Annotated in this window: 28 protein-coding genes; all 28 read right to left on the bottom strand. The window is 47.4% G+C overall.

Features of this window, described 5'->3' with window-relative positions:
* Nucleotides 1-124: 124 nt before the first annotated feature.
* The 28 genes from flgL to DP_RS13510 all read right to left on the bottom strand — a co-directional run bounded on the left by flgL (nucleotide 125) and on the right by DP_RS13510 (nucleotide 25,234).
* Complete coding sequence (flgL, locus tag DP_RS13650; protein ID WP_011189931.1) at nucleotides 125-2,398, bottom strand: flagellar hook-associated protein FlgL; 2,274 nt, start codon at nucleotides 2,396-2,398, stop codon at nucleotides 125-127.
* A gap of 40 nt (nucleotides 2,399-2,438) precedes the next feature.
* Nucleotides 2,439-3,881: a flagellar hook-associated protein FlgK gene (gene flgK / locus DP_RS13645; RefSeq protein ID WP_011189930.1), complete on the bottom strand. Its 1,443-nt coding sequence runs from the start codon at nucleotides 3,879-3,881 to the stop codon at nucleotides 2,439-2,441.
* Between the two features lies 1 nt (nucleotide 3,882).
* On the bottom strand, nucleotides 3,883-4,236 hold the full coding sequence (locus tag DP_RS13640; protein WP_011189929.1) for a flagellar protein FlgN: 354 nt from the start codon (nucleotides 4,234-4,236) through the stop codon (nucleotides 3,883-3,885).
* Nucleotide 4,237: 1 nt separating this feature from the next.
* Nucleotides 4,238-4,510: a flagellar biosynthesis anti-sigma factor FlgM gene (locus DP_RS13635; RefSeq protein WP_041278037.1), complete on the bottom strand. Its 273-nt coding sequence runs from the start codon at nucleotides 4,508-4,510 to the stop codon at nucleotides 4,238-4,240.
* Nucleotides 4,503-5,021: a hypothetical protein gene (locus tag DP_RS17095; protein ID WP_011189927.1), complete on the bottom strand. Its 519-nt coding sequence runs from the start codon at nucleotides 5,019-5,021 to the stop codon at nucleotides 4,503-4,505. Before DP_RS17095 ends, DP_RS13635 begins: the two co-directional genes overlap by 8 nt.
* A 135-nt stretch (nucleotides 5,022-5,156) precedes the next feature.
* Nucleotides 5,157-5,471, bottom strand: coding sequence for a rod-binding protein (locus DP_RS13625; protein WP_011189926.1), 315 nt, complete (start codon nucleotides 5,469-5,471; stop codon nucleotides 5,157-5,159).
* Between the two features lie 55 nt (nucleotides 5,472-5,526).
* Nucleotides 5,527-6,699, bottom strand: a complete 1,173-nt coding sequence (locus tag DP_RS13620; RefSeq protein ID WP_011189925.1) for a flagellar basal body P-ring protein FlgI — start codon at nucleotides 6,697-6,699, stop codon at nucleotides 5,527-5,529.
* A gap of 34 nt (nucleotides 6,700-6,733) precedes the next feature.
* A complete protein-coding gene (locus DP_RS13615) occupies nucleotides 6,734-7,429 on the bottom strand; it encodes a flagellar basal body L-ring protein FlgH (RefSeq protein WP_011189924.1) in 696 nt (231 codons plus the stop codon).
* A complete protein-coding gene (gene flgA / locus DP_RS17090; protein ID WP_011189923.1) occupies nucleotides 7,429-8,376 on the bottom strand; it encodes a flagellar basal body P-ring formation chaperone FlgA in 948 nt (315 codons plus the stop codon). Before flgA ends, DP_RS13615 begins: the two co-directional genes overlap by 1 nt.
* A gap of 9 nt (nucleotides 8,377-8,385) precedes the next feature.
* The gene (gene flgG / locus DP_RS13605) at nucleotides 8,386-9,171 is read right to left on the bottom strand and encodes a flagellar basal-body rod protein FlgG (RefSeq protein ID WP_011189922.1); all 786 of its coding nucleotides are present in this window, start codon (nucleotides 9,169-9,171) and stop codon (nucleotides 8,386-8,388) included.
* A 44-nt stretch (nucleotides 9,172-9,215) separates the two neighbouring features.
* Entirely contained in the window at nucleotides 9,216-9,962 is a 747-nt protein-coding gene (gene flgF / locus DP_RS13600) for a flagellar basal-body rod protein FlgF (protein WP_011189921.1), read from the bottom strand.
* Between the two features lie 78 nt (nucleotides 9,963-10,040).
* Nucleotides 10,041-10,406: a hypothetical protein gene (locus DP_RS13595; protein WP_156792312.1), complete on the bottom strand. Its 366-nt coding sequence runs from the start codon at nucleotides 10,404-10,406 to the stop codon at nucleotides 10,041-10,043.
* Nucleotides 10,407-10,519: 113 nt separating this feature from the next.
* The gene (locus DP_RS13590; protein WP_011189919.1) at nucleotides 10,520-11,257 is read right to left on the bottom strand and encodes a FliA/WhiG family RNA polymerase sigma factor; all 738 of its coding nucleotides are present in this window, start codon (nucleotides 11,255-11,257) and stop codon (nucleotides 10,520-10,522) included.
* Nucleotides 11,254-12,150: a MinD/ParA family protein gene (locus DP_RS13585; RefSeq protein ID WP_041278036.1), complete on the bottom strand. Its 897-nt coding sequence runs from the start codon at nucleotides 12,148-12,150 to the stop codon at nucleotides 11,254-11,256. Before DP_RS13585 ends, DP_RS13590 begins: the two co-directional genes overlap by 4 nt.
* A gap of 10 nt (nucleotides 12,151-12,160) precedes the next feature.
* Nucleotides 12,161-13,453, bottom strand: coding sequence for a flagellar biosynthesis protein FlhF (gene flhF / locus DP_RS13580; protein ID WP_011189917.1), 1,293 nt, complete (start codon nucleotides 13,451-13,453; stop codon nucleotides 12,161-12,163).
* Nucleotides 13,443-15,551 carry a flagellar biosynthesis protein FlhA gene (gene flhA / locus DP_RS13575; RefSeq protein WP_011189916.1) on the bottom strand — a complete coding sequence of 703 codons (2,109 nt, stop codon included), beginning with the start codon at nucleotides 15,549-15,551 and terminating at the stop codon, nucleotides 13,443-13,445. The genes flhF and flhA overlap by 11 nt, the downstream gene beginning before the upstream one ends.
* Nucleotides 15,552-15,553: 2 nt before the next feature.
* Nucleotides 15,554-16,621 carry a flagellar biosynthesis protein FlhB gene (flhB, locus tag DP_RS13570; protein WP_011189915.1) on the bottom strand — a complete coding sequence of 356 codons (1,068 nt, stop codon included), beginning with the start codon at nucleotides 16,619-16,621 and terminating at the stop codon, nucleotides 15,554-15,556.
* A gap of 100 nt (nucleotides 16,622-16,721) precedes the next feature.
* Complete coding sequence (gene fliR, locus DP_RS13565; RefSeq protein WP_011189914.1) at nucleotides 16,722-17,504, bottom strand: flagellar biosynthetic protein FliR; 783 nt, start codon at nucleotides 17,502-17,504, stop codon at nucleotides 16,722-16,724.
* A 165-nt stretch (nucleotides 17,505-17,669) separates the two neighbouring features.
* Nucleotides 17,670-17,936, bottom strand: coding sequence for a flagellar biosynthesis protein FliQ (fliQ, locus tag DP_RS13560; protein ID WP_011189913.1), 267 nt, complete (start codon nucleotides 17,934-17,936; stop codon nucleotides 17,670-17,672).
* A gap of 9 nt (nucleotides 17,937-17,945) precedes the next feature.
* Nucleotides 17,946-18,728: a flagellar type III secretion system pore protein FliP gene (gene fliP, locus DP_RS13555; RefSeq protein WP_011189912.1), complete on the bottom strand. Its 783-nt coding sequence runs from the start codon at nucleotides 18,726-18,728 to the stop codon at nucleotides 17,946-17,948.
* 1 nt (nucleotide 18,729) lies between these two features.
* Nucleotides 18,730-19,065 carry a flagellar biosynthetic protein FliO gene (fliO, locus tag DP_RS13550; protein WP_011189911.1) on the bottom strand — a complete coding sequence of 112 codons (336 nt, stop codon included), beginning with the start codon at nucleotides 19,063-19,065 and terminating at the stop codon, nucleotides 18,730-18,732.
* Nucleotides 19,065-19,436, bottom strand: a complete 372-nt coding sequence (gene fliN, locus DP_RS13545) for a flagellar motor switch protein FliN (protein ID WP_011189910.1) — start codon at nucleotides 19,434-19,436, stop codon at nucleotides 19,065-19,067. Before fliN ends, fliO begins: the two co-directional genes overlap by 1 nt.
* A 42-nt stretch (nucleotides 19,437-19,478) precedes the next feature.
* Entirely contained in the window at nucleotides 19,479-20,450 is a 972-nt protein-coding gene (locus DP_RS13540; RefSeq protein WP_011189909.1) for a flagellar motor switch protein FliM, read from the bottom strand.
* A gap of 16 nt (nucleotides 20,451-20,466) precedes the next feature.
* Nucleotides 20,467-20,955 carry a flagellar basal body-associated FliL family protein gene (locus DP_RS13535; RefSeq protein ID WP_011189908.1) on the bottom strand — a complete coding sequence of 163 codons (489 nt, stop codon included), beginning with the start codon at nucleotides 20,953-20,955 and terminating at the stop codon, nucleotides 20,467-20,469.
* Between the two features lie 46 nt (nucleotides 20,956-21,001).
* The gene (locus tag DP_RS13530) at nucleotides 21,002-21,751 is read right to left on the bottom strand and encodes an OmpA/MotB family protein (protein ID WP_011189907.1); all 750 of its coding nucleotides are present in this window, start codon (nucleotides 21,749-21,751) and stop codon (nucleotides 21,002-21,004) included.
* Nucleotides 21,752-21,760: 9 nt separating this feature from the next.
* The gene (locus DP_RS13525; RefSeq protein ID WP_011189906.1) at nucleotides 21,761-22,528 is read right to left on the bottom strand and encodes a motility protein A; all 768 of its coding nucleotides are present in this window, start codon (nucleotides 22,526-22,528) and stop codon (nucleotides 21,761-21,763) included.
* Nucleotides 22,529-22,705: 177 nt separating this feature from the next.
* Nucleotides 22,706-24,406 (bottom strand): flagellar hook protein FlgE, encoded by a 1,701-nt coding sequence (locus tag DP_RS17085; RefSeq protein WP_011189905.1) that lies wholly within the window; start codon nucleotides 24,404-24,406, stop codon nucleotides 22,706-22,708.
* A gap of 81 nt (nucleotides 24,407-24,487) precedes the next feature.
* Nucleotides 24,488-25,234 (bottom strand): flagellar hook assembly protein FlgD, encoded by a 747-nt coding sequence (locus tag DP_RS13510; protein WP_011189904.1) that lies wholly within the window; start codon nucleotides 25,232-25,234, stop codon nucleotides 24,488-24,490.
* Between the last annotated feature and the right edge of the window lie 6 nt (nucleotides 25,235-25,240).

The following is a 25,240-nucleotide window of genomic DNA, read 5'->3' as shown; positions in this document are numbered from 1 at the left end:
TTATAATTTAAAAAATTATTTAAATAATCAATTGTAGTGTATAGCGATGATTTATGAAATGTCTTTCTTCTCCTTATGGGGGTGGCGGTAAATATTTTGCCACCTCGTAAAATAAATTTTCTGCCTAGAGGTAGTTTAAAATTGAAAGTTTAGAGATCTTGCCACTTACCGACAGAGCCGCTTCGAGTGCTGTTGATTGAAGCATAAGATCATTCAGGGTTTTAATCATGTCAGCATCCTCATAGCGGGAGAGGGTTGATTTTACGTCAATCAGGAAGCCTTCTCGCTGGTCTGTTGATTGGGCGATACGGCTCGCCTTTACCCCGAGTTGGCTTCGTTTTCTTCTGTTTTGTTCAGCGGCAAGATCAATTTTACCAAGATTTTCCTGGACACCGCCGCCGGGTCCATCGGGGTCATCTATATTTCCAGCCCTGAGAGATTCTTCCAGGCGAGTCAGCACACCAAAGATATCGGTGGTAACAGATCCCTTGAGCTCGGTCTCCTTGAGTCCTGCCCCATTGAGTCCCTCCCCGGAAATGGCTACCTTTTTGTTACTATCGGTGGCAATGTCTACCCTGCCATAATGGCTTTTAGTGGTGGCAGGAGCGCCATTTAAGCTTGTGCTTAAATCAAGATCAGCACCATTTTCAGTTCCCGTTAGGACTAACTTTCCGCTTGAGGTGTCGTAGGAGACACCATTGCTCAGGGTGCCAGAGGTGGCTGTGGCATCTGCCGGAGAAAGTTGCTTGCCAAGGGCCATGGAGATATTTGCTATGTTCACCTCCTGCCCAGGAGTACCATCAAGGCCGATAGAGACGGCCTTGCCGCCGCTGGTAATATCCAGGGCATAAGCGGTGCCGCTGGGGCTACCGAGATCCGCGCTAGCGGCGACGACGGTGGCATTGAGGCCACTGTTGGGTTTTCTCGTCTCACCAAAGCCCTTAATCGCAGGGCTTACCTGATCGGTAACCTTTTCGCTGAGGTTTATTGCCTTGCCGCTGGAGTTGGCAAAGGTCAATTCGCCGCTGATATCATCAAGGGTGTAGGTGACACCGTTTTGCAGAGTACCCGTTTTGGGCGGCGGATTTACCGCTGGGCTGAGCTGTTTGCCCAAGGCCGTCTGGAGGCCGGCTAGGGTAAATTCCTTGTCGGCGCTGCCATCAAGATAGATGGAAACGGTCTCCTCACCGCTTTCAATTTCCAGTTGATAGGTATCTGCGTCGCCGAGATTGAGCCCTGAAAGTTTATCCAATCCCTCCACCTTGCTGCCGTCGGTGGATATAAAACCGGAGATGACTGGGCTTGGATCATCTGTCACCGTTTCGCTCAGCTCAATCGCTGTACCGGGGGTCTCCGAGGTGAGGAGTAGCTCTCCTGTGGAGAGATCATACTGGACACCGTTGGCCAGAGTACCTGAGGTTGCGTTAGGGTCTGGTGGAGTAAGCTTATTGCCAAGCTCTGCCTGAAGACCTGCAAGGCTAAACTCTTGGCCGGGGGTGCCGTTAAGTTCTATGGGGATGGTACTGCCGGCACTGGTAATATCGAGCTTATAACTGTCGCCTGTCCGGTAGTTTTGTAGGCCATCAAGTCCTGTCAGCTTTTGCGGAGGGTTTTCCAACAAACTGGCAAGTTTTGCCGCATAGTTGTCCCCGGTGTCGGTTAAGAACGATTGCGGAATAGTGCTCTCTTTCTCGCCCGTTTTGATAAGGATATCACCTGGCTTTCCGGGGTTAACGGGGCCAGATGAGGGAAGAGAGTCGCCTTTGAGGCCCGGTTGGTTTGGGCTTTCCCAATTGCTGTTTTCGATACCGGAAAAAAGTTCGTTGCCGGTGATGCTTATGTCGAGGTATTCGCCCTCTGCCACTTCAAGACTTGCTCGATTGTTGTCGCCCTTGTAGATGATCGGCCAGGTGCTGCGGTCGCCTTCGTCGTAGCGGCTATCCTCGTAGTCTGGGTTGGCAACAAAGGGAGCGTCGGTGACCGAATAGCCGGAGAATATGTACTGACCATCAACCTGGGCATTGGCAGTATCAAGCATCTGCTTTTTCAGTTCACCCACCTCATCAGCAAAAACATTGAGGTCTTTTTGGCTCAAGCTGGCATTTATGGTATTGACGCTAATCTCTTTGACCCGTTGCAGAACATTTTCCATGGCGCCCAGGCTAGTATCAGTAGAGGCCATTTGGTCGGCGGAACTGCCAAGGGTTGAGAGAAAACGTTCATTGAGGGTTATCTGGCTACGACTTGATAATACTGGCAAGATAGCGGCAGGATTATCGGAGGCTCGATTAAATTTAATACCGCTACTGTTTTGCAGGTACAAATTTTGAAGACTCTTCTGATTTCTGTTTATATTTGTCAGAAGCTGGCGATATGTACTGCTATTGGTAACTTTCATAAAAAACCTCTAATCTTTGCCTTGATTTTACGTCAACAGCCTATCGCATATTAAGGAGGGTGTCCATTAACTCGTCCACCGTGGAGAGAAATTTGGCGGATGACTGAAAGCTGTTTTGAAATTGAATGAGACTGATCATCTCCTCTTCAAGGGATACACCAGCAGCACTATCTCGTAAATTTTTCACCTGGACAAGGGCATCTTCAGCACCCTTAAGGTTGAGTTTGTTCTGGTTGCTGCCAATGCCGATTGTTGAGGTGATTTTGCCATAAAAAGAATTAAAGCTGTCTGTGCCGTTAACGACAAGGGCATAGCTTAAATCGGCAATCTTAAGGGCATTGGTGTTATCTCCAACCTTGGACGATGTCCCGTCGGTTGGCTTTTGAGCCGCTGCGACCTGAGCTGCTCCGGAGAGTGATACCTTCATTGCTCTTGCGGCATCCTGCCAATTATCTTTGCTTGGACCTGTGGCAGGATCTATCGGCACATCGTTTGTGTGGGGTGGTTCTTCAAAAAAGAGGTGCCCTGTGCTGCCGTCGAGGCCGGCGCCACCCTGGTGAAGCTCGTTGACCTTGGTAATTAAACTATAGGCAAGTTGGTTCAAATTGTCTTCCAAGGCGGGGATAACCTCATCCTGTAGATCCAACAGACCAGCGAATTCTCCACCCATGCTCTTGGTGCCAAGCTCTCTTGTTGCTCCAGTAGTGTGGAGTTTCAGGCCCACAGTTGGACCATTCTGTACGGTCTCGATGGTGGATGCTGAATTTCCGTTGACTAGGGGGAGGCCGGAGGGTAGTTGCACATTGACCATGCCGCTACTGAGTTCATAGGACTGGGCACCGATTGTTTGGGCCAGCTCTTGGAGGAGGGACTCACGAGAATCTCGGGCACCGTTTGCTGTTTGTCCGTTGTTTTCGATCTGATAGATACGGTCGTTTAATTCACCAAGTTGCTTCAGCTTATTATTGACCTCGGACACTCCTGATTTAAGCTGAGCCCCGATGTTTTTTTGTACCTGGTCAAGTTCGTTGGCGCTGTTGTTAAACTTGGCAGCAAGGACACTACCTTTTTGCAGGGTTATATCACGGAGGACAACGTCGGTGGGTTTGGTTGACAGCTCCTGCCAGGAATCAAAGAAATGATCTATGTCACCTGCCAGATTATCCTTTGAGACGCTGAAGATCCGTTCGATTTCTGCAAAGCTTGCTGTCTTGCTGTTTTCGTAACCGTAGTCAACGGATTTATTCACCAACTGATTGCTGATAAAGGTATTATGCTGTCGATCAACGTCAGTCACTTTGACGCCTTGACCGACAAAGAAGCCGCCAAAGTTCATTGCTGGGTAGGGACTAAGCTTGGCAGATTGTTTGGAATAGCCTTTGGTGTTGACATTAGCTATATTGTTACCTGAAATTTCAATCTGTTTCTGACTTACCTCAAGCGAGGTGCGTCCTGCATTGAGGGCATTAAATAAACCGGCCATATCAAATTTTCCCTGAGAGTATTCTGCCGTTTGTTCCTGCGGGAACTGTTACGGCGGCAGCTGAGTATGTATTCATTACAGTCTTCTTGCTAAGAAATTCCATGGTTGCACGAATCCAACCAAGGGTAGTCTTGAACAGGAAGGCATTACGGCGATTTTCGTCACGTACCTTTTCAGCAAGAGGCTTACTGCTGTCATCAATGGCTGTGCCCCCACTGAGTATTTGGATGAGGTCTTCCTTTTCCCGAACTACTGCCAACATTCCATTGATATTGAGTTTCTTGGCACAATCACGTTCCTCTAGCAGGAGCTCATGAAGTCTTTGTAGTCGTTGGTGGGTCGATCTCGGGGCCATGTTAATTTTCCTTGACTAAGAATTGAAGAAGAGAGGCAGAAACTTTTTCCATATCAGGCTTGTACGATCCCTCAGCGACCTGTGTTTTAATCGCTGCAATCCGATCTGCTCGGGTGGATTCTGCTGTATTCATTGCTTTTGTTGGTGATTGAGCGTTGTTAAGGGCAGAGGTAAACTGTCCATCTGTTACAGTGTTTTGTTCTGGTTGGGTTGGCAGACTCTTTTTTACACTGTTAATTTGGTTGAGATTGCCAGTTCCAATATAGTTAATCATTTTTATCACCTGAGATGTTTTTCGTAGAATCCGGGGGCAGATTTAGAGCTCTAGCCCATTTATCAAGTTGAGCGAATACCGCATGACGTGTTTGCTGTGATATTCGAGGAAGGGTTCCGCCAAAAGCAATTCTGGCATCGACAAAGCCCTTTTCTATTGCATCTCTTATAACAGTAAATTTGTCAAAATTCTTCCCTGATAAACTGATAGCTGTACTGGTGATACGGGATGCGGTTTGCTCGACTCCCCAATAATCTTTGTCCTGTAATGGGGGTGGCATGATGGCGACCGATGGGCTGGAAGAGCCCTTTTGTCGTCGTATTTCTGCGTAAGATTGAGCGCTTAGTCGGCTTATCGTGTTTGTTAAGCGAGCTTGGTCACGGCTCTTGTTATACTGTACGTGCAGGGTCGGAGATTGATCGTTTTCCGTCAGGGAGCTGTCTTCTTCCTGCTGCAGATTGTAAGTAGTTAATATATTTTGCGCAGTTGTTGTGTAGCTGAGTGGTGCCATCCAGATACCTCATCGTGTTTTGCCTTGAGGGCAAAGACATTTTTTTAAAAGTAGAAGAATCTCTTTTAAAGAATATCGGTGGTATGATCTGGAGAGTTTAGAGAAAAAAGATTTTGAGGCTAAAATATTAGCCGTTTACTCTTTGCGATCTTCAATAAGATGTGCCATCTGTTTATACATGGCGTTTGCTAGTCCCAGGGAGGAATTCTGTGATATTTTGCGGGCTTGTTCCATGTCAAGCATTCCTTCAAATATCTCTGTGCCATTGCTTTTTTCGAATAGGCCACCTTCCGGGATGGTTTTTCGTGCTGTTTTAAGCATTTCATTGACATAGATGCTCTCAAACTCCTGGCAGGATGTCTTGAGATTTTGCAGGTCCCGGCTTTTCTTGTTTGTTGGGGAGATCTTTGTTGCTGTATGTTGGGTGCGAATATCTACTTTGAAGTCCATGGGGGTACCTGTTTTGGGGCTAAGGAGAGAGGCTCTCCCCTTAGTAAGGATATGTTTACAGAACTATTAACTCTCCGTGCATGGCTCCTGCGGCCTTTATTGCCTGGAATATGGCAATGAGGTCCCGTGGTGTGGCGCCGATAGCGTTAAGGGCATTTGCTATTTCGCCGATGGAGACATCGTTTTTCATGTTAAGGACAACAAGCTGGCCCTCTTCTTCTGTGACGGAGATCTCTGTACTTGGCGTAATGACCGTTTCGCCATCGGCAAGGGGGGCCGGTTGGCTTACATCAAAACTTTCACGAATAATCAGGTTGAGGTTACCGTGGGAGACGGCAACCGTTGAAAGTCTCACATTTTGGCCCATGACAACGGTTCCAGTTCTTTCGTTAACAACAACCCTTGCAACTGAATCTGCTGTAATATCAATACTTTCTACGTTTGCAACAAATTGCACCACCCGTTTGGAAAAATGCGGTGGAATATTTATGGTAACGCTGCCGGAGTCAAGGGGATAGGCGGTATCCTTGCCAAACTTTTTATTGATTGCCCTTGTCATGTTGTTGGCTGTGGTGAAATCGGCATTTGCCAGCTGGTAGGTAAGGGTGCCATCAGCGCCAATATCAACCAGAACAGTATCTTCCACCGTTGCTCCGTCTGGAATTCTGCCTGCATTTGGGTGGTTTTTTTGGGCCTGGGCAGATTTGCCACCAAAGGAAAATGCACCTATGGCAAGTGGTCCTTGGGCAATGGCATAGACCCTGTTATCTACCCCCTTCAGGGGGGTCATGAGCAGGGTGCCGCCAGCTAGAGATTTGGCATCTCCCATGGAAGAAACTTGAATGTCAATTTTAGAGCCGGAACTGGCAAAGGGTGGCAGGCTTGCCGTCACCATGACTGCAGCTACATTTTTTATCTTAATGGACTTCATCTCAGAGGGGTTAAGGGTAATACCACTTCGGGTCATCATGTTATAAATGGCCTGTAGGGTAAAGGCAGATTTCTTCATATCATCACCTGTACCGTTGAGCCCTGTAATCAGTCCGTAGCCAATGAGTTGATTGCTGCGTACTCCGTGGAGCTGGGCTATATCTTTGATCCGTGATGCCTGTACGTCATTGCTGGTAGAAAAGTTTATGCCGGTGAATATGAGGCAGAGGGTGAGTATGAGGCTCCATCTGCGCTTAGGGGTAAGTAATAGTGATCTTATCTTTCTTGAAAAAAACATATTTACCTAGGGTTCTGCTTTGAGAGTGAAGATCTTAAAAGGGCCAGACGTGGTCTAGGCTACGTGTGAGCCAACCCGGCTCTTGTTTATCGCCTAGGGCACCTTTGCCGGTGTAGCTGATACGGGCGTTGAGGATTTTATCCGAGTTGATGGTGTTAGCTGCGGTAATATCAACGGGTCTTATGATTCCAGTAAGATAGATTACTTGCACCTCGTTGTTGACCATGACCTCCTTGCCACCTCGTATTTTCAGCTGGCCATTGGGGTATTTTACGATAACCTGGGTGCTGAGGGCTGCGGAGAGGGTGCCGCTGCGGCTGGTGCTTCCTGCGCCTTTAAAGTCGTTTTTAAAGCTTGCTCCGATAAGATTATTCATATCAATGTGGTTGTTGGCGATGATGCTGCTCTTTTCAAGTCCGAACAGGTTTGGGATCGAGGCGCCAATGCTGGAATCCTTCCCTGTCTTAGTGGAGGCATTTTTGCTGGCACTTGATTTTTCTTCGATGAGGACAGTGACAATGTCGCCTACATTACTGGCCTTTCTGTCGGAAAATAGAGAGTTTTGGTTGCTGTCCCAGAGTGATCCGGCTTGACGGGTGGCAGGACTCATGGTCTGCAGTTCTTCAAGGGGCTCCGGTATTTCCACCAGAGGTGGTCTTTTGCTGTTACAGCCGCTAAGGGCAAGGAGGAAAAGACAGCTCAGGTAAAGGGGGATTCGTCTATATGTCATTAGAGTTTAACCTTCACGATGCCGGGTGCTACCACCTGACAATATATGATTTTTTTTGAGTTAATGTTTTGTACTCGGATAAAATCGTGCACGCCTCCATCGGCTCTTGCTACACCGAGGGTAACTACCTGGAGATTACCCGACAGGAGATGGATTTTAACTCGATCGCCGCGATGAACAACGGGAACATGTTCAAGGGATGAGGCTCGGATGACGTCATCCTTTCTAATCCTGCGTCGAAGTCGTTGTCCTTCTGCCTGTCTGGCAGAAAAAAGAGGGTCGCTTATATTGCTTATGTCCCGACGTATAATAGAGAAATTATTAGGGGAAAGTTCTGTGTCTCGGCGAAGTGCTTCTCGGGCGACCAGAACAGGAGCTATTGCCTTAAGCTTTCCTCTGATGGAGAGGTTTTTCTGTACCTTGCCGTCTATTTTGAAAATGATTGAAAAACGAGAGCTCCCTAGTATCTCTGCCCGGGAAGGGATTATTTCCCAGGAGAGTTTTCCTGGCGGCAGGAGAAAGGGCAGGGGTAAAGAATTTGGCGAAAAAGAGAGCGCTATGTCTGGCATTTTTTTTGCTTTGCCGACAAGATAGGCGTCAATAATTTGAGATATTTTTTCAGGAGGGATGGTGACTCCCTGTCGCCTTATCTCTATCTCTTGCGCTCCCGACCAACGGATGTCGGGGGGCAGTATTCCCTGTGAGGCGAGTTGGCGCAGTATGGTTTGCTGGTTGAGAACGAGGCTCTTTCCTAGCGAGGGTGATTGGGCAATTCTTTGGCTGGTCAGAGCCGAGACGCGTGGGTCTTTTTCTGAAAAGGAGACCACATCACCAAGTCTTACTATTTTTGCTTTTACCTGGGCGTGGCTCTGAAATATAGCCTCAAGGGCCATTGCCGGTTGTAAAAAAATGCTGAAGAGCATCAGGGTTGTCAGTATTATTCTCATAGCCGGCTCTTAGGCAAGATCGTTGACGGTTTGCATCATTTGATCCGAGGTTTTCACCATTGATGAGTTAATTTCATAGGCTCTTTGGGTGCTGATCATGGCCGCCATTTCTGCTACCAGATTGACGTTGGATCCTTCAAGATATTGTTGGATAAGGGTTCCATAGCCCTCTTCACCGGGAATACCGATGGTGGCTGTTCCGGATGCGCCTGTCTCTTCAAAAAGGTTTTTACCGATGGCGGCCAGACCTGCCGGGTTGGTAAAACCGGCAAGTTCTATGGTGCCAATTTCTGTCTCGGTTGAGTCGCTATCGAGTTTGACACTGACAATTCCTGTTTCGCCGATGGATACTTGCTTGGCCCCGCTGGGGATGGTGATTTCAGGAATGAGTGGGTAGCCATCCGAGGAGGTCATGCGGCCATTGGAATCTCTTTTAAAGGCTCCGGCTCTGGTGTATTTGATGTTGCCGTCGGGGGCTTCAATCTGGAAGAAGCCGCGTCCCTGGATGGCAACATCGAGTTCGTTTTCTGTTTGGATAAGATCACCCTGGGTAAAAACCTTGGTAACTGCGGCGGGTTTTACGCCAAGTCCTACCAAGATGCCCGTGGGAGATTCTGTGTCCGGTGATGTTTGGCTACCTGGAACCTTCATGGTTTGATAGAGAAGATCCTGGAAATCAGCAGAACTTTTCTTAAAGCCTGTGGTGTTCACGTTTGCCAGATTGTTGGCAATGATGTCAATGTTGAGTTGTTGGGCTTGCATGCCGGTGGTGCCGGTCCAAAGTGATCTAAACATAGGGCAGTTCCTTGTCTGTTTATCGTGCTTTTAAGAGAAATTTATTAGCCAAGAGAGCCAAGCTTGTCTTGTTGGTCACTTATTGTGGAATAACTCTTTATAGCCTTGTTGAGTGTTTCAAAGGCCCTTTGGTTATCGATAAGCTGGGCCATGGCTGCAACCATATTGACGTTTGCCACCTCGAGGTTTCCCTGCAGAAGAGATGATTCCTGACTGATGGTCTCCTGCCCACCCTGCTCAAGGGAAAAGCTCGTATCGCCTGCATTTTTTAGAAGAGATGGGTCATCAATTTCAAAGAGACCGATCTTGCCGACCTCTTCCCGGCGGCCCTGTTTTCCCAGGATATAGATGGTACCGTCTTCGCCAAAGGCTATTTTCGAGGTTTCAGCATCGGGAATGGTGATCTCTCCACCTGCCTCACTGAGGATCGGTAGCCCATGTCTGGTGGTAAGGACATTATCTCCTCGAAGCCCAAAGTCTCCGCGTCTTGTGTAGAGGGCACCGTTTACTCCCTGAACCTTGAAAAAGGCCTTACCTTGGATGGCGAGATCCATGGGGTTTTCTGTTGGCTTAAATGTTCCCTGCTTAAAGTCGGTGCTGCTTTTGCCGACACGGCTGTAGTTAATTCCTTCGGCGCTGTTTTGCTGTTGATTATTGAGGATTGATTCAAAGCTGAGGGTGTTTTTTTTGAACCCCGTGGTGTTCACATTTGCCAGGTTGTTGCTGATAGTAGAAATTGCCTGTTGTCGTGAAAGCGCGCCACTCAGGGCACTATATTTTCCTGAGACCATATCGTTTCCTTTTTTGAGAGAGATTGTCGGCTCTGTTATAGGGATAAAATTTTAAAATGCCCTTTTGTATCGGCGGATTTAAATTTTTTCTTTACTAGTAATGGCCCGTTTATTGGCGATTTTTGTTAGTGCAACTAGCTGTTGTGCCTCTGCCAGGGAGATGGAGAGGAGGGAGGCAATTTCTTCAGGTGGCATACCCTTCTTATTAAGTGAATCGATATATTGGTATTTTTCAGGGATATGACTGTTTTTCTTCTCCTGAGCTTGTACCCGAGGCGCCTGGAGGCGAGTGGTGAGTTTGGCCTCTGTCATGTTTTTTTGGAAGCTTGACAGCTCCTCAAGTTGTTCTTTTGTATTGTTATGTTGTTGTTGTATCTCTTCAAGATCATGTTGAGTCTTTGCTAGTTGGCTGACAAGGTTGATTTTGCTCTTTTTAGTCCTCATTAGCCATATGATTGAGAAGATGCATAAAATCACAGAGCTTGCAAGTAGTAGGAAGTAGGATTGCATGGGAGTCATTTTTTTTTAAATCAATGTGTTTGTAAGAGCGACGTCTGTTAAAAAAGTTGGTTTTGCATTTTAAGCTTTAACTTAATAAGAGACTGGCTATGTAATTGGGAGATACGTCCCTCTGATACGCCGATTACCTCAGCAATTTCTTTTTGGGAGAGCTCTTCATAGTAGTAGAGAGATATAACCAACTTTTCTTTTTCTGAGAGTTGGTCAAGAATTTCTGCAATTTTGATATTGAGCTCTTGCTGTTCGATAAAGGCTGTAGGGGTATTGTTTTTTCGTTTGTCCACCAGAGAATCAAGAAAAGATCTGCCCTCTTGAGAGTTGTCCAGAACTTCATTGAGGCTTACACAGCCAAGATGGCTCACCTGACCAAGAAGGTTGTGGTAGGCATCAAGATTCATGTTGAGTGACTGTGCTATTTCAAATTCTTCCGGGTCACGGCCAAGTTTTAATTCCAGTGCTAAAATAGCCCTGCCTATTTTGTTGTGCTTATCTCTTAGGGAACGGGAAAACCAGTCAAGCTTACGCATCTCATCAAATATCGCTCCTCGAATACGGTATTCAGCAAAGGTTTTAAAGAGAATGTTTTTTGAGGCGTCGAATTTTTTAGAGGCATCAAATAGACCAAACATGCCGGCGCTACGCATATCATCTCGACTCATAAAAGAGGGCACCTGAGAAACCATGCGTGAGACCAAGATATCCACAAGGTAGAGGTGGTCGTCAACAAGTTGATTGGGGGTTGGCCCTGGAGGTGTGGTTGGAAAAATATCGATCATTCGCCTGTACCAAAGTTGAGAAGACGTTGCCAGAAAAATTGAACATTGCCCTTGTGATGACGGTTATTCGGTTCAACGCAGATGCGGCCGGCAAGTCTGCTAAATGAGGTGGCCACCTTGGATCCTGGTTGTAGTTCGCTGAGTACCCGCTGCCTGCGAATTGCGTCAATCATTTGTCTGTCCTGGGGGATGGAGCCAAGATAATCAATGGAGATATCGAGATAGCGATTGGAGACAAGGGTGAGTTTTCGATAAACGTCGAGAGCGTCGTCTTCGCTCTCGATTTGGTTGACAACGAGGTTGAATTTTTTCTCGTGAAACTGAGTAGAGAGAAGTTTCATCAAGGCGTAGGCATCTGTTATTGCCGTGGGCTCAGGCGTGGTGATCACCATTATCTCCTGCGCGGTCGTGTTGAAGTAGGTGACGTTGTCGGAAATTCCCGCCTCGGTATCTATGAGGACATAGTCAAAACGGCTGTGCATGGCATCCAGGCCCTGGAGGAGCCGCCGTTTCAGATCCGAGCTGAGGTGAGTGAAATTGGGAATGCCCGAGCCTGCAGGGAGAATCTGTATGCCAAGTGGTCCTTCAATGAGAATGGACTCGAGATCCTGCTCTCCTGCAAAAAAGTGATTGAGATTGTAGCGGGGGGTGAGTCCAAAGACAACATCAATATTGGCTAGGCCAAGATCGGCGTCAAGGATCAGTACTTTTTTGCCACAGAGGGCGAGGGAGTAGGCTAGGTTTGCCGTAATGGCGGTCTTGCCCACCCCGCCCTTTCCCGAGGTGATGGAGTAGACAGTGGTGTCTCTTGCTGTCAGGCTGTTTGGCTGCTGGGGGCTGATGGAACGTAGGGTGCCCGCCTGGTCATTTGTCTCTTGATATGAGGTCAGCATTGAGGGTCCTTTAGTTGGTCGACATGATAAGTTCTGCAATACATTTAGGGCTTATGTCAATAAAGTCCTCTGGTACACGTTGTCCGTTTGTCATATAGGAAATGGGTGTCTTGTTATGTAGTTGCGTATTGAGAATTACTCCGAGTTGTGAGCATTCGTCTATCTTGGTGTATACTGTGCTGTCAATACCAAGCCTACCAAATTGTCGAATGGTTTCGGCTAGTTCACTTTCTCTTGATGTGGTTGAGAGAACAAGGTGTTTTTCAATATTGAACTCGGGGCGGAGAAAATTTGCCAGCTCGTCTATGGAAAAGTCATCTTTAGGGCTACGGCCTGCTGTATCTATGAGGATAAGCTCGCAATCTCTATGTCTCAAGAGTGAGGATTCAAGTTGCTCTGGGGTAATAACAACGTCTACGGGGATGTTCATTATCTCTCCGTAAACTTTGAGTTGTTCAACGGCTGCAATTCTATAGGTGTCGATGGTAATCATTGCGATCGAGGCAGATCCTGAACTCAATTTGGCGGCGGCCAGTTTTGCCAGGGTTGTTGTCTTGCCAACTCCTGTTGGACCCACCAGGGCAATGCACTGTTGTTCGTTGATCTCTTTTAGAAGGGGGTTTACCTCTATTTTTCCCTTAATGTGTTGCTTGAGTTGGGAGAGTATGCTTTCGGCGTCATGTATCTCTTTGCTGTCGAAGTTCTTTTGACAGCAGAGGGTTATGTCGGTAGCCAACTCTTCACTGACGCCTCTGGCACAGAGCATATTGAATGCCGGGTTGCCATAAAGAGGATGATTGCTTGCTTGCAGGTGAGTGGTTTTGCCTTCCGGCTCTCTGCTTTGCAGTTTGCCCACCTCTCCTGCAAGGTTTCTTACGAGGTTTTTTAAATCATCCATCTCGGCCATGAATTTTTCTTCCGTGGCAGAGTCATCTCTTTTGGGGCTACTCTCTTTCTCTGCTTTCTCAGCTTTCTCAGGGGTGGAAAATATTTCGGGTACAGGGGCGCTGTCTGAGAACGGAGGGAGTTCGACCGGGTCGTCCGCTACATGATGAATGGTTGGCCTGTATTCTTGAGGTGCTCTTGCAGGTGGCACTGCTCTTCTGCTCTGTCTGTTTGCCAAGCTGCTGACGGGAGTGCTGTCAATGGACGCGGTAATTTCAAGAGTAGACTTGCTAAGCAAGCCAAGTTTGCCATTTTTTATGGTTCTTGTGGAGATGATAAGGGCATCGGGACCAAGTTCTTCCTTGATTCTTCGCAGGCCCGTTTTCATGTCTTTTGCTTCAAATACTTTAAATTGCATCCAGTGTCACCGTTCCAAGAGATTGCACTTTAAGGGTAGGGCTAATTTCGTTATGAGAGAGTACTGTCAGTGCTGGAAAATAGCGTTCAGTTAAACTACGTACATGTGGTCTGATCTGTGGTGCTACAAGTAGGACCGGCTGTTGCCCGCCCTGAAAAAGGGGTATTGCCTGGCTGACAGAGTCAAGGATTCTTTGGGCAATAACTGGGTCTACGGCAAGGTAGCTCCCCGTATCTTTGTGTTGGATAGCGTTTTGAATAGCGTCTTCTGCAGGTTTAGAGAGGGTGATAAGTGAGATGCTGCCATCTATTGAAATTTCTGCACTGATGGCTCGGGAAAGGCTGTGGCGAACATATTCCGTGAGAACCATAGGGTCTTTGCTGGTTGTTGACCAGTCAGCCAAGGTTTCAATGATGGTTCGCAGATCGCGAATAGATACGGCCTCTTTAAGGAGGTTTTGCAGGACGTGCATAATGGTGCCAAGGGAAACAACTGTCGGCACCAGGTCTTCCACCAGTTTTGGATAGGTCTTGCCTAAGTTGTCCAATAAGCCCTGAACCTCCTGGCGACCGATTATTTCATGGGCATGCTGTTTGATTACTTCACTGATATGGGTGGTCATTACGGTGGCGCAGTCAACCACGGTGTAACCTGCAATTTGAGCCCTGTCCATTTTGTCGTCGGTAATCCATAGGGCCGGTAGGCCAAAGGCAGGCTCAGTGGTGGCAATTCCCTGAATATCCTGGGTAACGGTGCCTGGATCCATTGCCATGAAATGGTCTGGTAGAATTTCTGATTCAGCAATGAGGACCCCCTTGAGGGCCAAGGTGTACTGATTAGGGCTGAGTTGCAGATTGTCTCTGATATGTATAGGTGGAAGAATGAAGCCTTGGTTGAGGGCAAACTGTTTTCGTATTGATTGGATACGGCTGAGTATCTCACCATTCTGTCCTGCATCAACATAGGGGATGAGGCCATAGCCTACCTCAAGTTGAAGCAGATCGACGTTGAGCATTGCCTCATAGTCTTCTTCCTGTGCTTCCAGTGCCTGTTCCGGCGTCTCGTCTCTTTGGGCCTGAGGATCATTCTCTTCAGCTTTTGCCTTTTTGTCTATGTGGTGAGCAATAAAGGCCAGAGCGATAGAGAGAATAAGAAAGGGAATAAAGGGGAGTCCCGGGATTAGGGCAAAGACAATAAGGATAGCTGAGACCACCCAGATAGCTGTCGAGTTTCTAGAGAATTGGGCAGCTAGATCCGAGCCAAAATCTTTATCACCGGTTGATCTTGTCACGAGCAGACCAGCGGCCGTTGAGATAATAAGGGCGGGGATTTGGCCAACAAGGCCGTCGCCTACGGTGAGAATGGTATAGTTGGCGGCAGCTTCGGCCATGGGCATGCCCTTTTGCAGAACACCAATGACAAATCCTGCCCCAATATTAATAAGGGTGATAATGATACCGGCGATGGCATCTCCCTTAACGAATTTTGAGGCACCATCCATGGCTCCGTGAAAGGCGGATTCTGCGGAAATATGTTCTCGTCTCTCTCTGGCCTGTTGCTCATCTATTAGGCCGGCGTTCAGATCGGCATCGATTGCCATCTGTTTACCGGGCATGGCATCGAGGGTGAAACGGGCGGCAACCTCTGCCACTCGGCCTGCACCCTTGGTGATAACCATAAAGTTAATCAGGACCAGGATGGCGAAGATAACAATACCGACAACATAATTACCGCCAACGACAAATTGACCAAAGGACTGGATAACAGAACCGGCGGCACCTGGGCCTTCATCTCCCCGGAGGAGGATGAGCCTGGTGGAGGCAACGTTGAGTGCCAGTCGAAAAAGTGTTGTGGTTAGCAGGAGCGAGGGAAAAATAGAGAAATCCGTGGACTCCACTGTATATACGCTGATGATCAGAATGAGCAGGGCAATGGTGATGTTCAGGGAAAGAAAGAGGTCAAGGATTATTGACGGCAGGGGGATGATCATGATCATCAGAATGGAAACAAGGCCCAAAGAGGCAGCGATATCACTGCGACCCAGAAACTCCTGAAAATGTTGCTTAGTAGCAAATTTTTTTAAGACATCAACTGCCATTGTTAACCCTTACCTTTAAGCGAGTAAACGTGTGCCAATATTTCGGCCACGACTGCGAACATTTCTTCGGGAACTGAGCCCCCTATCTCAATCTTATGCAACATGCGTGCCACAGGTGGGTTTTCGATAATGGGGATGCTGTTTTCTCGGGCTATTTCTCGAATTTTCATTGCCACAAAATCGACTCCTTTGGCGACGATGATCGGGGCTTGGTCCTGTCCTGCCCGGTAACGGAGAGCAATGGATATATGGGTTGGGTTGGTGATGATGACATCGGCTCCAGGTACGTCGGCCATCATTCTTTTTCTGGCCATTTCCTGTTGGATGGCGCGGATTTGTGACTTAATATGTGGATCACCCTCGCTCTCCTTAAACTCCTCTTTCTGCTCCTGTTTGGTCATCTTCATCTTTTCTTCCATTTCCCACTTCACATAGAGAAAGTCGATAAAGGCCAGAAGGATAAGAATGGCGCAGACCTTGGCTACAATGAGACTTGCTGTGACTCCGATAAAGACCAGAGTTGCCATGGGGCTGGTATCGGTTTGTACCAGTGCCTCGTTGAAATGTTCAATAATGGTGGAGAAGGCAAGCCAACCTATGAGGGTGACCTTGCTCAGGGACTTGATCACCTCGATGAAGGATTTTTTGGAGAAAAAACGACCAAAGCCGGCGATAGGGTTCATCTTGCTGAAATCTGGGCTGAGTGGTTTGGTGGTGAAGAGCCAACCGATCTGAAAAAAGCTTGAGGCAATGCCGACAATAACCACGAGAAGAAAGAGGGGCGCAAGTATGATGGCGCACTCCTTGATGACAAAGAGGGCAAGTTGCATGGTCTGGGAAGGCGTTGGGGAAAAGCTCTCTAGTGATTGCCATATGGATTGGATAAGGATCAGGAGCTTCCTGCCGAAAATCCCAATATAGAAAGACCAAAAGAGTAGGAGCAGGGTGAAGAGGGCAGCAGTCTGAACCTCCTTTGACTGGGCGACCTGGCCCTTTTTCCGGAAGTCTTCCCGCCTCTTGCTACTGGCGTCTTCCGTACGTTCGCCTCCTGTTGGAGCTTCCTCTGCCATAATGCCTCGTTAGGTGGAAATATTTTGTTGTTGTTGGGAGAAAGAATGCAAGAACTGCACCGCTGCCGGGGGGGGGGCGGCAGTGTTGTTTTTGTCTCTATTAGTTGTGAAGCAGGGTGAGTATATTTAGAATCCGTTCCGGGAGCTGGTCAAATTCCCGACTAAGGAGCATTGCCAACAGGCCTAGTGTCAAAGATATGACAGTGAAGGCCAGTCCTATGTTGATTGGAAAAGAGAGCATGAATACATTGAGTTGGGGGAAAACTCTGGAGAGAATACCCAGAATAAGACCGGATAGAAGCAAAACGGCCAGGACGGGGGCACTGAACTGGATGCCCATTTGGAACATATGAGCGGTGAGCTCTATCAGGTAGGGTACAGCTCCGCCGCTATAGTTGAACTGTCCTGGCGGCAAAAACTGATAGGATATGGATGCGGTGTGGATAAAGATATGGTGGCCATCAATTGCTAAAAATATAAGGATTGCAAAGGAGTTTTGAAACTGTGAAATCAGTGCGACCTGCCCCTTTGTCTGTGGGTCAAAAACATTGGCGGCGGCAAAGCCCATTTGGTAGCCAATGACGGTGGCGCCAAATTCGATGGAGGTAAAGATGAGTTTTGCGGCAAAGCCGATGGTGGTGCCCACCAGTACCTCGGCTACAATGAGCAGGGCGAAGCTGGGCATGGTGAGCTCTTTTATATGGATTACCGGGGACATGATGGGGAAGAGGACCAGTGCAACGCTACAGGCAAGGGCTATCTTTATCTGTTTGGGGCTTTGCACCGAAGAGATGACGGGAATTGCCCCAACGAATCCGGCAACGCGACTGAGCACGACGAGAAAGAGTTGGAATTGCTCAATTGGGATAAGTAGGGGATCCATGGATATTAAAAACTAGCTTGGGAAGGTGAATGTTTTATTAAAGGGTGAAGGCTTCGTGACATTTTGCCGGAGACATTATTGCTAGTGGAATCTATCCTCTTCTTAGGGCACAAAGTTTTTCGAAGAATGAAGGGATTTGAAGGAGAAAGCATCTTGCAAGGTTTCCTAAAAGCTGGCAATTGTGGTGAATACGCCAGAGGTGAAGGTCAGGAGCAGTTTAATTATCCAGGGGCCGAAGAGGAGCATGGTGACAAAGACGGCTATGATTTTCGGAATAAAGGTAAGGGTTTGCTCATTGATTTGAGTCGCTGCCTGAAAGATGGAGACAAAAAGGCCAACAATCATACCGGCAAGGAGCATGGGCGCTGCGCACATGAGGATCGTCTGGATAGCCTTGCGGCAGACATTGACGGCAAGTTCCGGGGTGAGCATAATTTTTCCTTAACCAAAACTTTTAACAAGGGAGCCAACGATAAGAGTCCAACCATCTACCAGGATAAAGAGCAGAAGTTTAAATGGCATGGAGATAATAACAGGTGGAAGCATCATCATACCCATGGACATCAGCACCGAGGCCACAATCATATCAATAACAAGGAAGGGGATATATACCATAAACCCCATGCTAAAGGCTGTCTTAAGCTCAGAGAGCATATAGGCAGGAATAAGGGTGGTGGTCGGGATGTCAGCCTTGTCCTTAGGCTCTTTTTCAATGGTTAACTCAGCCATAAAGCTCAGCTCAGATTCCTGCACCTGACTGAACATAAACTCTCGCATGGAGAACACGGTGAGATCCAGAGCTTTACCTTGGCTGATCTCTTTTGCCAGATATGGTTGAAGGGCTGTGTCGTTTATTTTGTTTATGGTAGGCGACATGATAAAGAAGGTAAGAAATAGGGCGAAACCAATGACAATTTGGTTTGGGGGCATATTTTGAGTGCCCATGGCCTGGCGAACAAAACCAAGGACGATGACAATGCGGGTAAAGCAGGTCATCATCAGGACGATTGCTGGGGCGACAGAAATTATAGTAAGAACAAAGAGAATCTGCAGGGCAGCTGAGACCTTTTCTGGTGAGTCGGCATCTTCCAGGCCCAGGGTGATATTGGGTAGACCAACGGCCCATGAGGGATGACTGCTTGTCAGCAGAGAGATAGTTGCCAGAAAGAGGATATAGAGATATTTGCTTTTGGCGCTATTGGGTGATTTCAAGGTCTTGTTCATTTTATTGACAGGCTTTTTCTGGAGCTTGATTTTCCTGGGCGTGGTTGAGCTCTGTTACGAAGGAAGGACGGTTCGTCGCTGTGTCGATCTCGGCAATGGTGGTAATCTGCTCTCCGCTGATAGCCAGAAGGAACTGTTGGTTTGCAACTGCAACTAGACAGAGAGATTTCTTCGGCATAAGTGGTTGTATTTCAAGGACGTTTATTTTTTTGCCTTCCCTGCTATGCAGAGGGGACAGGCGTTTGCGGATCAGGGCGTAAATGATGAGCATGAGGCCAAGCACTAAGGCAAGTGCCCAAATAACTCTGAAGTAGCCTTCCAGTTCCCAGCCCATCATTATTTGCCCAGCCTTTCAAGCCTATCGGAGGCACTAACGACATCGGTAAGACGTATACCAAATTTGTCCCCTATCATCACAGCTTCGCCACGGGCAATAAGCCGTGAATTGACATAGAGGTCCAGGGGGTCTCCTGCAACCTTATTCAGCTCTATGACATATCCTTCGCCCATATTCAATAGATCTTTGATGAGAATTTTGCTTCTGCCCACTTCGACGGAGACCTCAAGTGGTACGTCGTAGAGAAAGTCCAGAGAGCGGGCCTCATTATTTTCAAGAGTGGTATGTTCTTGTTCAGTGTTTTCCCGTTCCTCTTGTAAGAGCTCTTGAATCTCTTCGTGATTTGGTCGGCTGTTATTTGTTGGTACCATAAAAGATCCTTTTTCTCTTTCCGGCCCCGGAGAGGGGCGTGTCTATATTCTTTCTGTAAGACTTATTGCTTTTTTGCCGTTATGTGTGCCAGGGATACCATAAAACTTAGGGCTGTTTTCTACTAAAACCTTGAGGGGTTTACTGGGATCATAGTCAACTTCCAATATGTCTCCTACTTGTAGTCCCAGTATGTCGCCAACGCTGAGTTCCAGGCGACCTGGCTGGGCTGTAATATCGGCTGTCATCTTTTTGACTTCGGCGGCGATGGTTCCCTGCCATGTGGTTGTTCGTTTTGCACTTGCCCGGAGGAGATGTTGGAGATCTTCATGGAGAACCTCGAGGGCTGCCAGTGGGATGAGAAGGAGTATCTCTCCAGAGTCTTTTCCGAGAATTACTCGGAAGGTGCAGGCGATAACCTCATCGTCTGGGTCTGTTATGGACATAAGACGGGGCTTACTATCTATCTTGACAAGGGAACTATTCATGTTGACAAGAGGGCTAAATGCCTTGTCGAGACCCAGGCAGGCATGGTCTATGATAACCTTGAGGACGTTGAGCTCAATTGTTGTCGGGTCTCTATTAAGGCAGACAGTTTCCAGATCAAGAGAGGCTCCAAGCAATCGCTCTACCAGTGAGAAAGAGAGGCTGGGATTAAAGAGAATGAGGCCGCCCTGCTGGAGTGGAGGTAAATCAAGCATGCCAATGGCACCAGGGTGCGCTATCTTGTCAAAGACATCCTGAAAGTCAAAAGACTCCAGCTTAATCCGTTCAATAGAGATAGTTCTCTGTAGTTGGTTGGACAGTAAAATTGAGTAATGACGGGCGAAACTATCCATAATGATGTCAAAGTTTGGTATTTTAACCTTGTCATCAACAGGAGGTGTCAGTTCAAATAAATTAACTTTTTCATAGTCAATAGAGTTTACTTCTCGGCCACCATCAAGAGATATTTTCCCTTGGCGGATAGCTCTGAGAAGTTCGGCTATTTCTGTTTTGCTAAGAATGGGTTCCATATGTAATCTTTAGCAATTATTGTACCACAAAGGCTGTAAAATAAACCGCCACCACCTGTCCGGTTTGTAATATTGCGTTTATTCGAGAGCTTATCTCTGCTTTGAGTTGTTTTTTTCCCTGAAGATCCTGTAGCTCACGGTAATCTTTGTTGCCAAAAATCAAAATAATAGTGTCACGCATCTGTGGCATTCGCATGCCTACCTCTTCGGATGCGCTGCTATTGCTTACCTCAAGAGTGATGGCTGTTTTTACATAGTGGTTCTCTTCATCGCTGATAATGTTGACTACAAAATCTTGCAGATCGACCATGGGGCCCAGGTTTGTTGCATTTACCTGAGGGACGGGGACGTTTTTATCTGTTACCTGAGTGTCATCGCCCTTGTTGAGAAGCAGGTAAGCGATAATTCCGATGAGTATAATTGCCACCAGGGCTATACCACCGATGAGGAACAATTTTTTTTTCTTGCCGTTTTTTTCCTGAGGGGAAGCTTTTTCTTCTGCCATATGAGTGCCTGATTTTGTGATGAAGATAATTTATAAGGATTGAAAATTATTTAAATATTTCTGGCTTTTTCTTAGGGGGCTTAAGTCGGAGGACAAAGTCTACCCGGCGATTTTTTGCTCTATTTTCCTCTGTTGTATTTGGGGCTATGGGATGCATGTCTCCGTAACCAATGGCGGAGAGTCGATCAAGGGAGATAAGATTTCCGCGGTAAAAAAAACGGAGGGCAGAGACCGCCCTTGATGTTGAGAGGTTCCAGTTGGCGATGTTGTTGATACCAAGGGGGATGTCATCACTATGTCCTTCAATTCTGACATTTACGGGTAGAGGTCTGATTATGTCTGCAATATTACGTAGTAACATGTAAGATCTTGGGCTGATTTCAGATTGGCCTCTGGCAAAAAGAACCTTGTCGTCCATGCGTAATATTATAATATCTTTGTCTTTGTTAATCAGTTCTACCTCAGAATTAATCCGCAGGGCTTTGAGTTTGTTTTTGATTTTTTCATGGATTTTCTTTGTGTTATCTATTGAGACAGGTGAAAATTTGGCTATGAGCATTGCGGGAAAGATAGGTACTCTATACTCCGTGGGCACCGACTTGATAGGGATGCCAAAGGCATCCTTGATAGAGCTGGATGCCTGGCTCATGCGAACAGGGTCAACGTTTGACATGGAGAGGAGGAGGACAAAAAATGTCAGTAGCAGGGTTACCAGGTCAGAGTAGGTCACCATCCAGGCAGGGGCGCCTGCTGCGCATTTTTTTTCCTTTTTTTGCGGGAGTTCTTCAGCTGACATAATTTTGACTTATTTGTTAAAGGTAGAGTCACGTAGCTTAGGCGCAATGAATGCATGTAGTTTTTGTTCCATAATTCTGGGGTTTTCTCCAGATAAAATGGATTGCATTCCCTCGGCAATGAGAGTCTTTGTCAAGATTTCCGAGTCTGATCGATTACGTAGCTTGCCTGCCATGGGGGTACAAACAACGTTTGCTATGACTGCGCCGTAGAATGTTGTTAAAAGGGCAACGGCCATGGCTGGGCCAATGGTTGACGGATCATCCATTGTCTGGAGCATTTGCACCAGACCAATCAGGGTTCCAACCATGCCCATGGCCGGGGCATAGAGTGCCAGGGCGTTAAAGATGTCGCCACCCTTTTCATGTCTGACCTGGATGTAGTCAATTTCAGTCATCAGCATTCGGCGTAGGGTCTCGGGCTCCTGGCCATCTACTGCCATCTGTACTGCCTTGAGTAAAAATGGGTCCTCTATGGTGTTTATAGAAGCCTGCAGGGCAAGAATCCCTTCCTTTCTGGCCTTATTGGCAAAATCCATGAGCTGGTCAATCAGGGCACTGGCCGAGGTTTCCTTGTATAGGAACGTTTTTTTTGCCACGTTTATGGCATCAAAAACATCGGCAAAGGGGTAATGGACAAGAATATTGCCCGCAGTTCCACCAAAAACAATCATGATGGAGGGAATGTTTATGAAAATAGATAATGGCCCGCCTTGAAGAATAGCCATAAGCATCAGGCCAAAGGCAGCACATATACCAAGTATCGTTGAAAGATCCAAAAAAACCTCCTACAATTAATATCACCGAAAAGTCAAATGCCAACGGGGCAGTCCTGAAATATAAAATGCAATTTTTGTTCCATCCCGGGGGGCAGGATAAAGATATTACAGTAATATTTTGCTGCATAGACCATATTCTCCCGTAAAGAGAGGATATGGTTTTTTAATATATTAACCTTAGCGTTTAAGGTTAATTAATTCGCCAAGTAGTTCGTCAACGGTGGTGATGATTTTAGAGTTTGCCTGGTAGCCACGTTGAATGGTGATCATCCGGACAAACTCGACACTCATATCGACATTGGATTGTTCCAGCGAGTTTGTGAAAACCTTACCAAGCTCAGGTCCGGGTAGACCAACTCGTGGTGCTCCTGAGGTGCCCGTGGCAGCAAAAAGATTATTACCCTCCATGGTCAGTCCCGCAGGATTTTGGAATTTAGCCAGAGAGATTGCCGCAATGTTACGGTTTTTACCGTTGGAGTATGCGGCAATAACATTGCCACCTTCATCGATATTTACTCCGCTCAGGTTTCCTGCCCCATAGCCGTTCTGCTCTTGAGAGATAACCTTGGAGCTACTGTTAAACTGGGTGGTATCAAAGGTAACGGTGATAGGCGTTGGCTCAGAGCCGTTGCCCCAATCGATGGGCTCCTCGGTGGTTGCTGTTGGGGGGCCGTCAAGGGGGAGACCCGCTGAGTCAACGGGTTGGCCTTCAGAGCCAAAGCGTAACTGGGTAAGGGAAATGGCGTTGGGGTCTGCAGGAATGACGGAGCCATCCTCCTTTTCCAGTGAATAGTAGGTGTCCCAGGTGTTGTCGTCTGTTTTGCGGAAATATGTGCTGATTAGATGCGGGTTACCAAGACTGTCAAAAATTTGTACCGAGGCGGAATAGGTGAAGGTCTTGGGATCCTTGTAGTCAAAGGTGCAGATGCTTTTGTTTTCCCGCAGGCTCTTGTCTATTGACGACGACGGGCTTCCCGCTGTACTCGCCGTGACAGCCGTTGTGGTGGCTCCGGTGTCGTCCCAGGCTATACTGGTGGCAAAGGGATCAAAATTTGCTTTCGGGGTCGTGGCTGAGCTTGTGTCAACGAGGTTTCCTGCGGCATCTATCTCTACCTCTCCCGCCTTGATGGAAGCAGCCGTTGAACTGCCAGCTGTACCGTCTGCCATGGTTTCTTTTGCCGTGTAGTAGCACTCCCAGCTGTTCTCTGCGGTTTTTCGGTAATATGTTTGGGCTGTGATGGTGCTGTTGCTCGGAGGAACAGTCGCAGGAACGGTCGCGGGTCCCGTGAGGGTGAGCTCCTCGGAAAAATTATAGGAGTTGGTATTGCTGGCATCGAAGTCGATGGGAAATATCTTGGCGTTGGAGTCAAGATTGGTGTTCATTATCATTTCACTGGTGGCGGCACCTTTGATCATGCCAGCGCCATCAAGAAAAATATCACTAGGATCGCCACCTGCAAGTTCACCGTCTGCGCCGTAGGCTATTCCCTGAACCCGTAGGCCGCCGGGGTTTACCAGGTAGCCACCCTCATTAAATTTGAAGGAACCTGCTCGTGAGTAATGAATGCTCTGGTCGTTGCTTGGGCTGAGGAGAAAAAAGCTGTTTCCTTCAATGGCCAGATCAAGTCCGGAGGAGGTTGATTCAAATGTACCCTGACTGAAATCGTTGTCCACTCGGGAGAGGCCAACGCCACGGCCTACTTGAGAGGTGCCACCGGAACCAGTGACGCTGGAGGATAAGAGATCTGAAAACATTGTACGAGATCCCTTATAGGCAATAGTGTTGGTGTTGGCGAGGTTGTTGCCGATAACTGTCATTGCCTGGCCGTTGGTGTTAAGTCCACTGACTCCTGTGTATAATGCGCTGCCAATACCCATATCATTCTCCTGTCGCTTTTCGCTGAAGAGGTGTTTAAAAAATGTTATTTGCTCATTGGTATAGTTGAGGTACTAAACGCTCTATTTTTCTTCATCCTTGGGTGTTTCTTCACTCTCTGGCAGTTTCGGGCTGGCCGCCTGTTGAGGTATCTCGGAGATGCCGATAATCTTAGAATAGGAGTCTATTCCGCCCAAGGTGGTGGTGAGGGAGGTGGGAAGCAGAGGATCAAGATTAACACCGGTTACCTTTGACTTGATAATGGGAGGTGCAATAATTGCATTTTTTGCTCCTTGAGCGGCGACAACAATTTTGTATGCACCATGGGCGGCCGGGTTTCCATCTTCAGTCATACCATCCCAGGTAAAGGTGTGATCACCCTTAGAGAGTTCGGTGCTGTCAATACTGTGAACAGTTTCTCCGTTGAGACGTAGTTCTATCTTTACCGAGGTGGCATTTTCTGCAAGCATGTAACCAAATTCAACCGGATCGCCCTGGAAATCTATCTCGTCACCGTAATAAAGGACCTCTTTGCCAATCGTATTGAGAAGAGCAATGTTATCAGAGTTGCTTGTGGAGGTAATCATGTTCCCCATTCCTTTGTTAATGGACATGAGCTGCTCAAGGGAACTGAACTGTGCCAGTTGGGCAGTAAACTCTGTCCCCTCATCGGGGTTAAGAGGATCCTGGTTCTGTAGTTGGGCAACGAGGAGGGTTAAAAACTCTTGCTTACCCATGGTGCTGTTCTTGCCAGAAACTAGCGAGCCGTTTTTGGTTGTTGTTGTTCCCGTTGTTGCGGCTTTATTGATGGCTGCGAAATCTATAGACATTGGTTT

It is taken from the genome of Desulfotalea psychrophila LSv54 (assembly GCF_000025945.1).
In the GTDB taxonomy this organism is placed as follows: Bacteria; Desulfobacterota; Desulfobulbia; order Desulfobulbales; family Desulfocapsaceae; genus Desulfotalea; species Desulfotalea psychrophila.
Note: the sequence above shows the minus strand (reverse complement) of the source record. Positions and strands in the feature narration are given on the sequence as shown.

What these genes read in the sequence shown, in the direction of transcription:
- flgA (WP_011189923.1), bottom strand. Translation starts at nt 8,376, where the DNA reads ATGAGAATAATACTGACAACCCTGATGCTCTTCAGCATTTTTTTACAA.
- DP_RS13635 (WP_041278037.1), bottom strand. Translation starts at nt 4,510, where the DNA reads ATGATTAACTATATTGGAACTGGCAATCTCAACCAAATTAACAGTGTA.
- fliP (WP_011189912.1), bottom strand. Translation starts at nt 18,728, where the DNA reads ATGAACAAGACCTTGAAATCACCCAATAGCGCCAAAAGCAAATATCTC.
- fliQ (WP_011189913.1), bottom strand. Translation starts at nt 17,936, where the DNA reads ATGCTCACCCCGGAACTTGCCGTCAATGTCTGCCGCAAGGCTATCCAG.
- DP_RS13625 (WP_011189926.1), bottom strand. Translation starts at nt 5,471, where the DNA reads ATGGACTTCAAAGTAGATATTCGCACCCAACATACAGCAACAAAGATC.
- fliN (WP_011189910.1), bottom strand. Translation starts at nt 19,436, where the DNA reads ATGGTACCAACAAATAACAGCCGACCAAATCACGAAGAGATTCAAGAG.
- flhF (WP_011189917.1), bottom strand. Translation starts at nt 13,453, where the DNA reads ATGCAATTTAAAGTATTTGAAGCAAAAGACATGAAAACGGGCCTGCGA.
- flgL (WP_011189931.1), bottom strand. Translation starts at nt 2,398, where the DNA reads ATGAAAGTTACCAATAGCAGTACATATCGCCAGCTTCTGACAAATATA.
- DP_RS13615 (WP_011189924.1), bottom strand. Translation starts at nt 7,429, where the DNA reads ATGACATATAGACGAATCCCCCTTTACCTGAGCTGTCTTTTCCTCCTT.
- DP_RS17095 (WP_011189927.1), bottom strand. Translation starts at nt 5,021, where the DNA reads ATGGCACCACTCAGCTACACAACAACTGCGCAAAATATATTAACTACT.
- flgF (WP_011189921.1), bottom strand. Translation starts at nt 9,962, where the DNA reads ATGGTCTCAGGAAAATATAGTGCCCTGAGTGGCGCGCTTTCACGACAA.
- DP_RS13595 (WP_156792312.1), bottom strand. Translation starts at nt 10,406, where the DNA reads ATGAGGACTAAAAAGAGCAAAATCAACCTTGTCAGCCAACTAGCAAAG.
- flhA (WP_011189916.1), bottom strand. Translation starts at nt 15,551, where the DNA reads ATGGCAGTTGATGTCTTAAAAAAATTTGCTACTAAGCAACATTTTCAG.
- fliR (WP_011189914.1), bottom strand. Translation starts at nt 17,504, where the DNA reads ATGGATCCCCTACTTATCCCAATTGAGCAATTCCAACTCTTTCTCGTC.
- DP_RS13530 (WP_011189907.1), bottom strand. Translation starts at nt 21,751, where the DNA reads ATGTCAGCTGAAGAACTCCCGCAAAAAAAGGAAAAAAAATGCGCAGCA.
- DP_RS13620 (WP_011189925.1), bottom strand. Translation starts at nt 6,699, where the DNA reads ATGTTTTTTTCAAGAAAGATAAGATCACTATTACTTACCCCTAAGCGC.
- DP_RS13590 (WP_011189919.1), bottom strand. Translation starts at nt 11,257, where the DNA reads ATGATCGATATTTTTCCAACCACACCTCCAGGGCCAACCCCCAATCAA.
- DP_RS13510 (WP_011189904.1), bottom strand. Translation starts at nt 25,234, where the DNA reads ATGTCTATAGATTTCGCAGCCATCAATAAAGCCGCAACAACGGGAACA.
- fliO (WP_011189911.1), bottom strand. Translation starts at nt 19,065, where the DNA reads ATGATGGGCTGGGAACTGGAAGGCTACTTCAGAGTTATTTGGGCACTT.
- flhB (WP_011189915.1), bottom strand. Translation starts at nt 16,621, where the DNA reads ATGGCAGAGGAAGCTCCAACAGGAGGCGAACGTACGGAAGACGCCAGT.
- flgK (WP_011189930.1), bottom strand. Translation starts at nt 3,881, where the DNA reads ATGGCCGGTTTATTTAATGCCCTCAATGCAGGACGCACCTCGCTTGAG.
- DP_RS13585 (WP_041278036.1), bottom strand. Translation starts at nt 12,150, where the DNA reads ATGCTGACCTCATATCAAGAGACAAATGACCAGGCGGGCACCCTACGT.
- DP_RS13540 (WP_011189909.1), bottom strand. Translation starts at nt 20,450, where the DNA reads ATGGAACCCATTCTTAGCAAAACAGAAATAGCCGAACTTCTCAGAGCT.
- DP_RS13535 (WP_011189908.1), bottom strand. Translation starts at nt 20,955, where the DNA reads ATGGCAGAAGAAAAAGCTTCCCCTCAGGAAAAAAACGGCAAGAAAAAA.
- DP_RS13640 (WP_011189929.1), bottom strand. Translation starts at nt 4,236, where the DNA reads ATGGCCCCGAGATCGACCCACCAACGACTACAAAGACTTCATGAGCTC.
- DP_RS17085 (WP_011189905.1), bottom strand. Translation starts at nt 24,406, where the DNA reads ATGGGTATTGGCAGCGCATTATACACAGGAGTCAGTGGACTTAACACC.
- flgG (WP_011189922.1), bottom strand. Translation starts at nt 9,171, where the DNA reads ATGTTTAGATCACTTTGGACCGGCACCACCGGCATGCAAGCCCAACAA.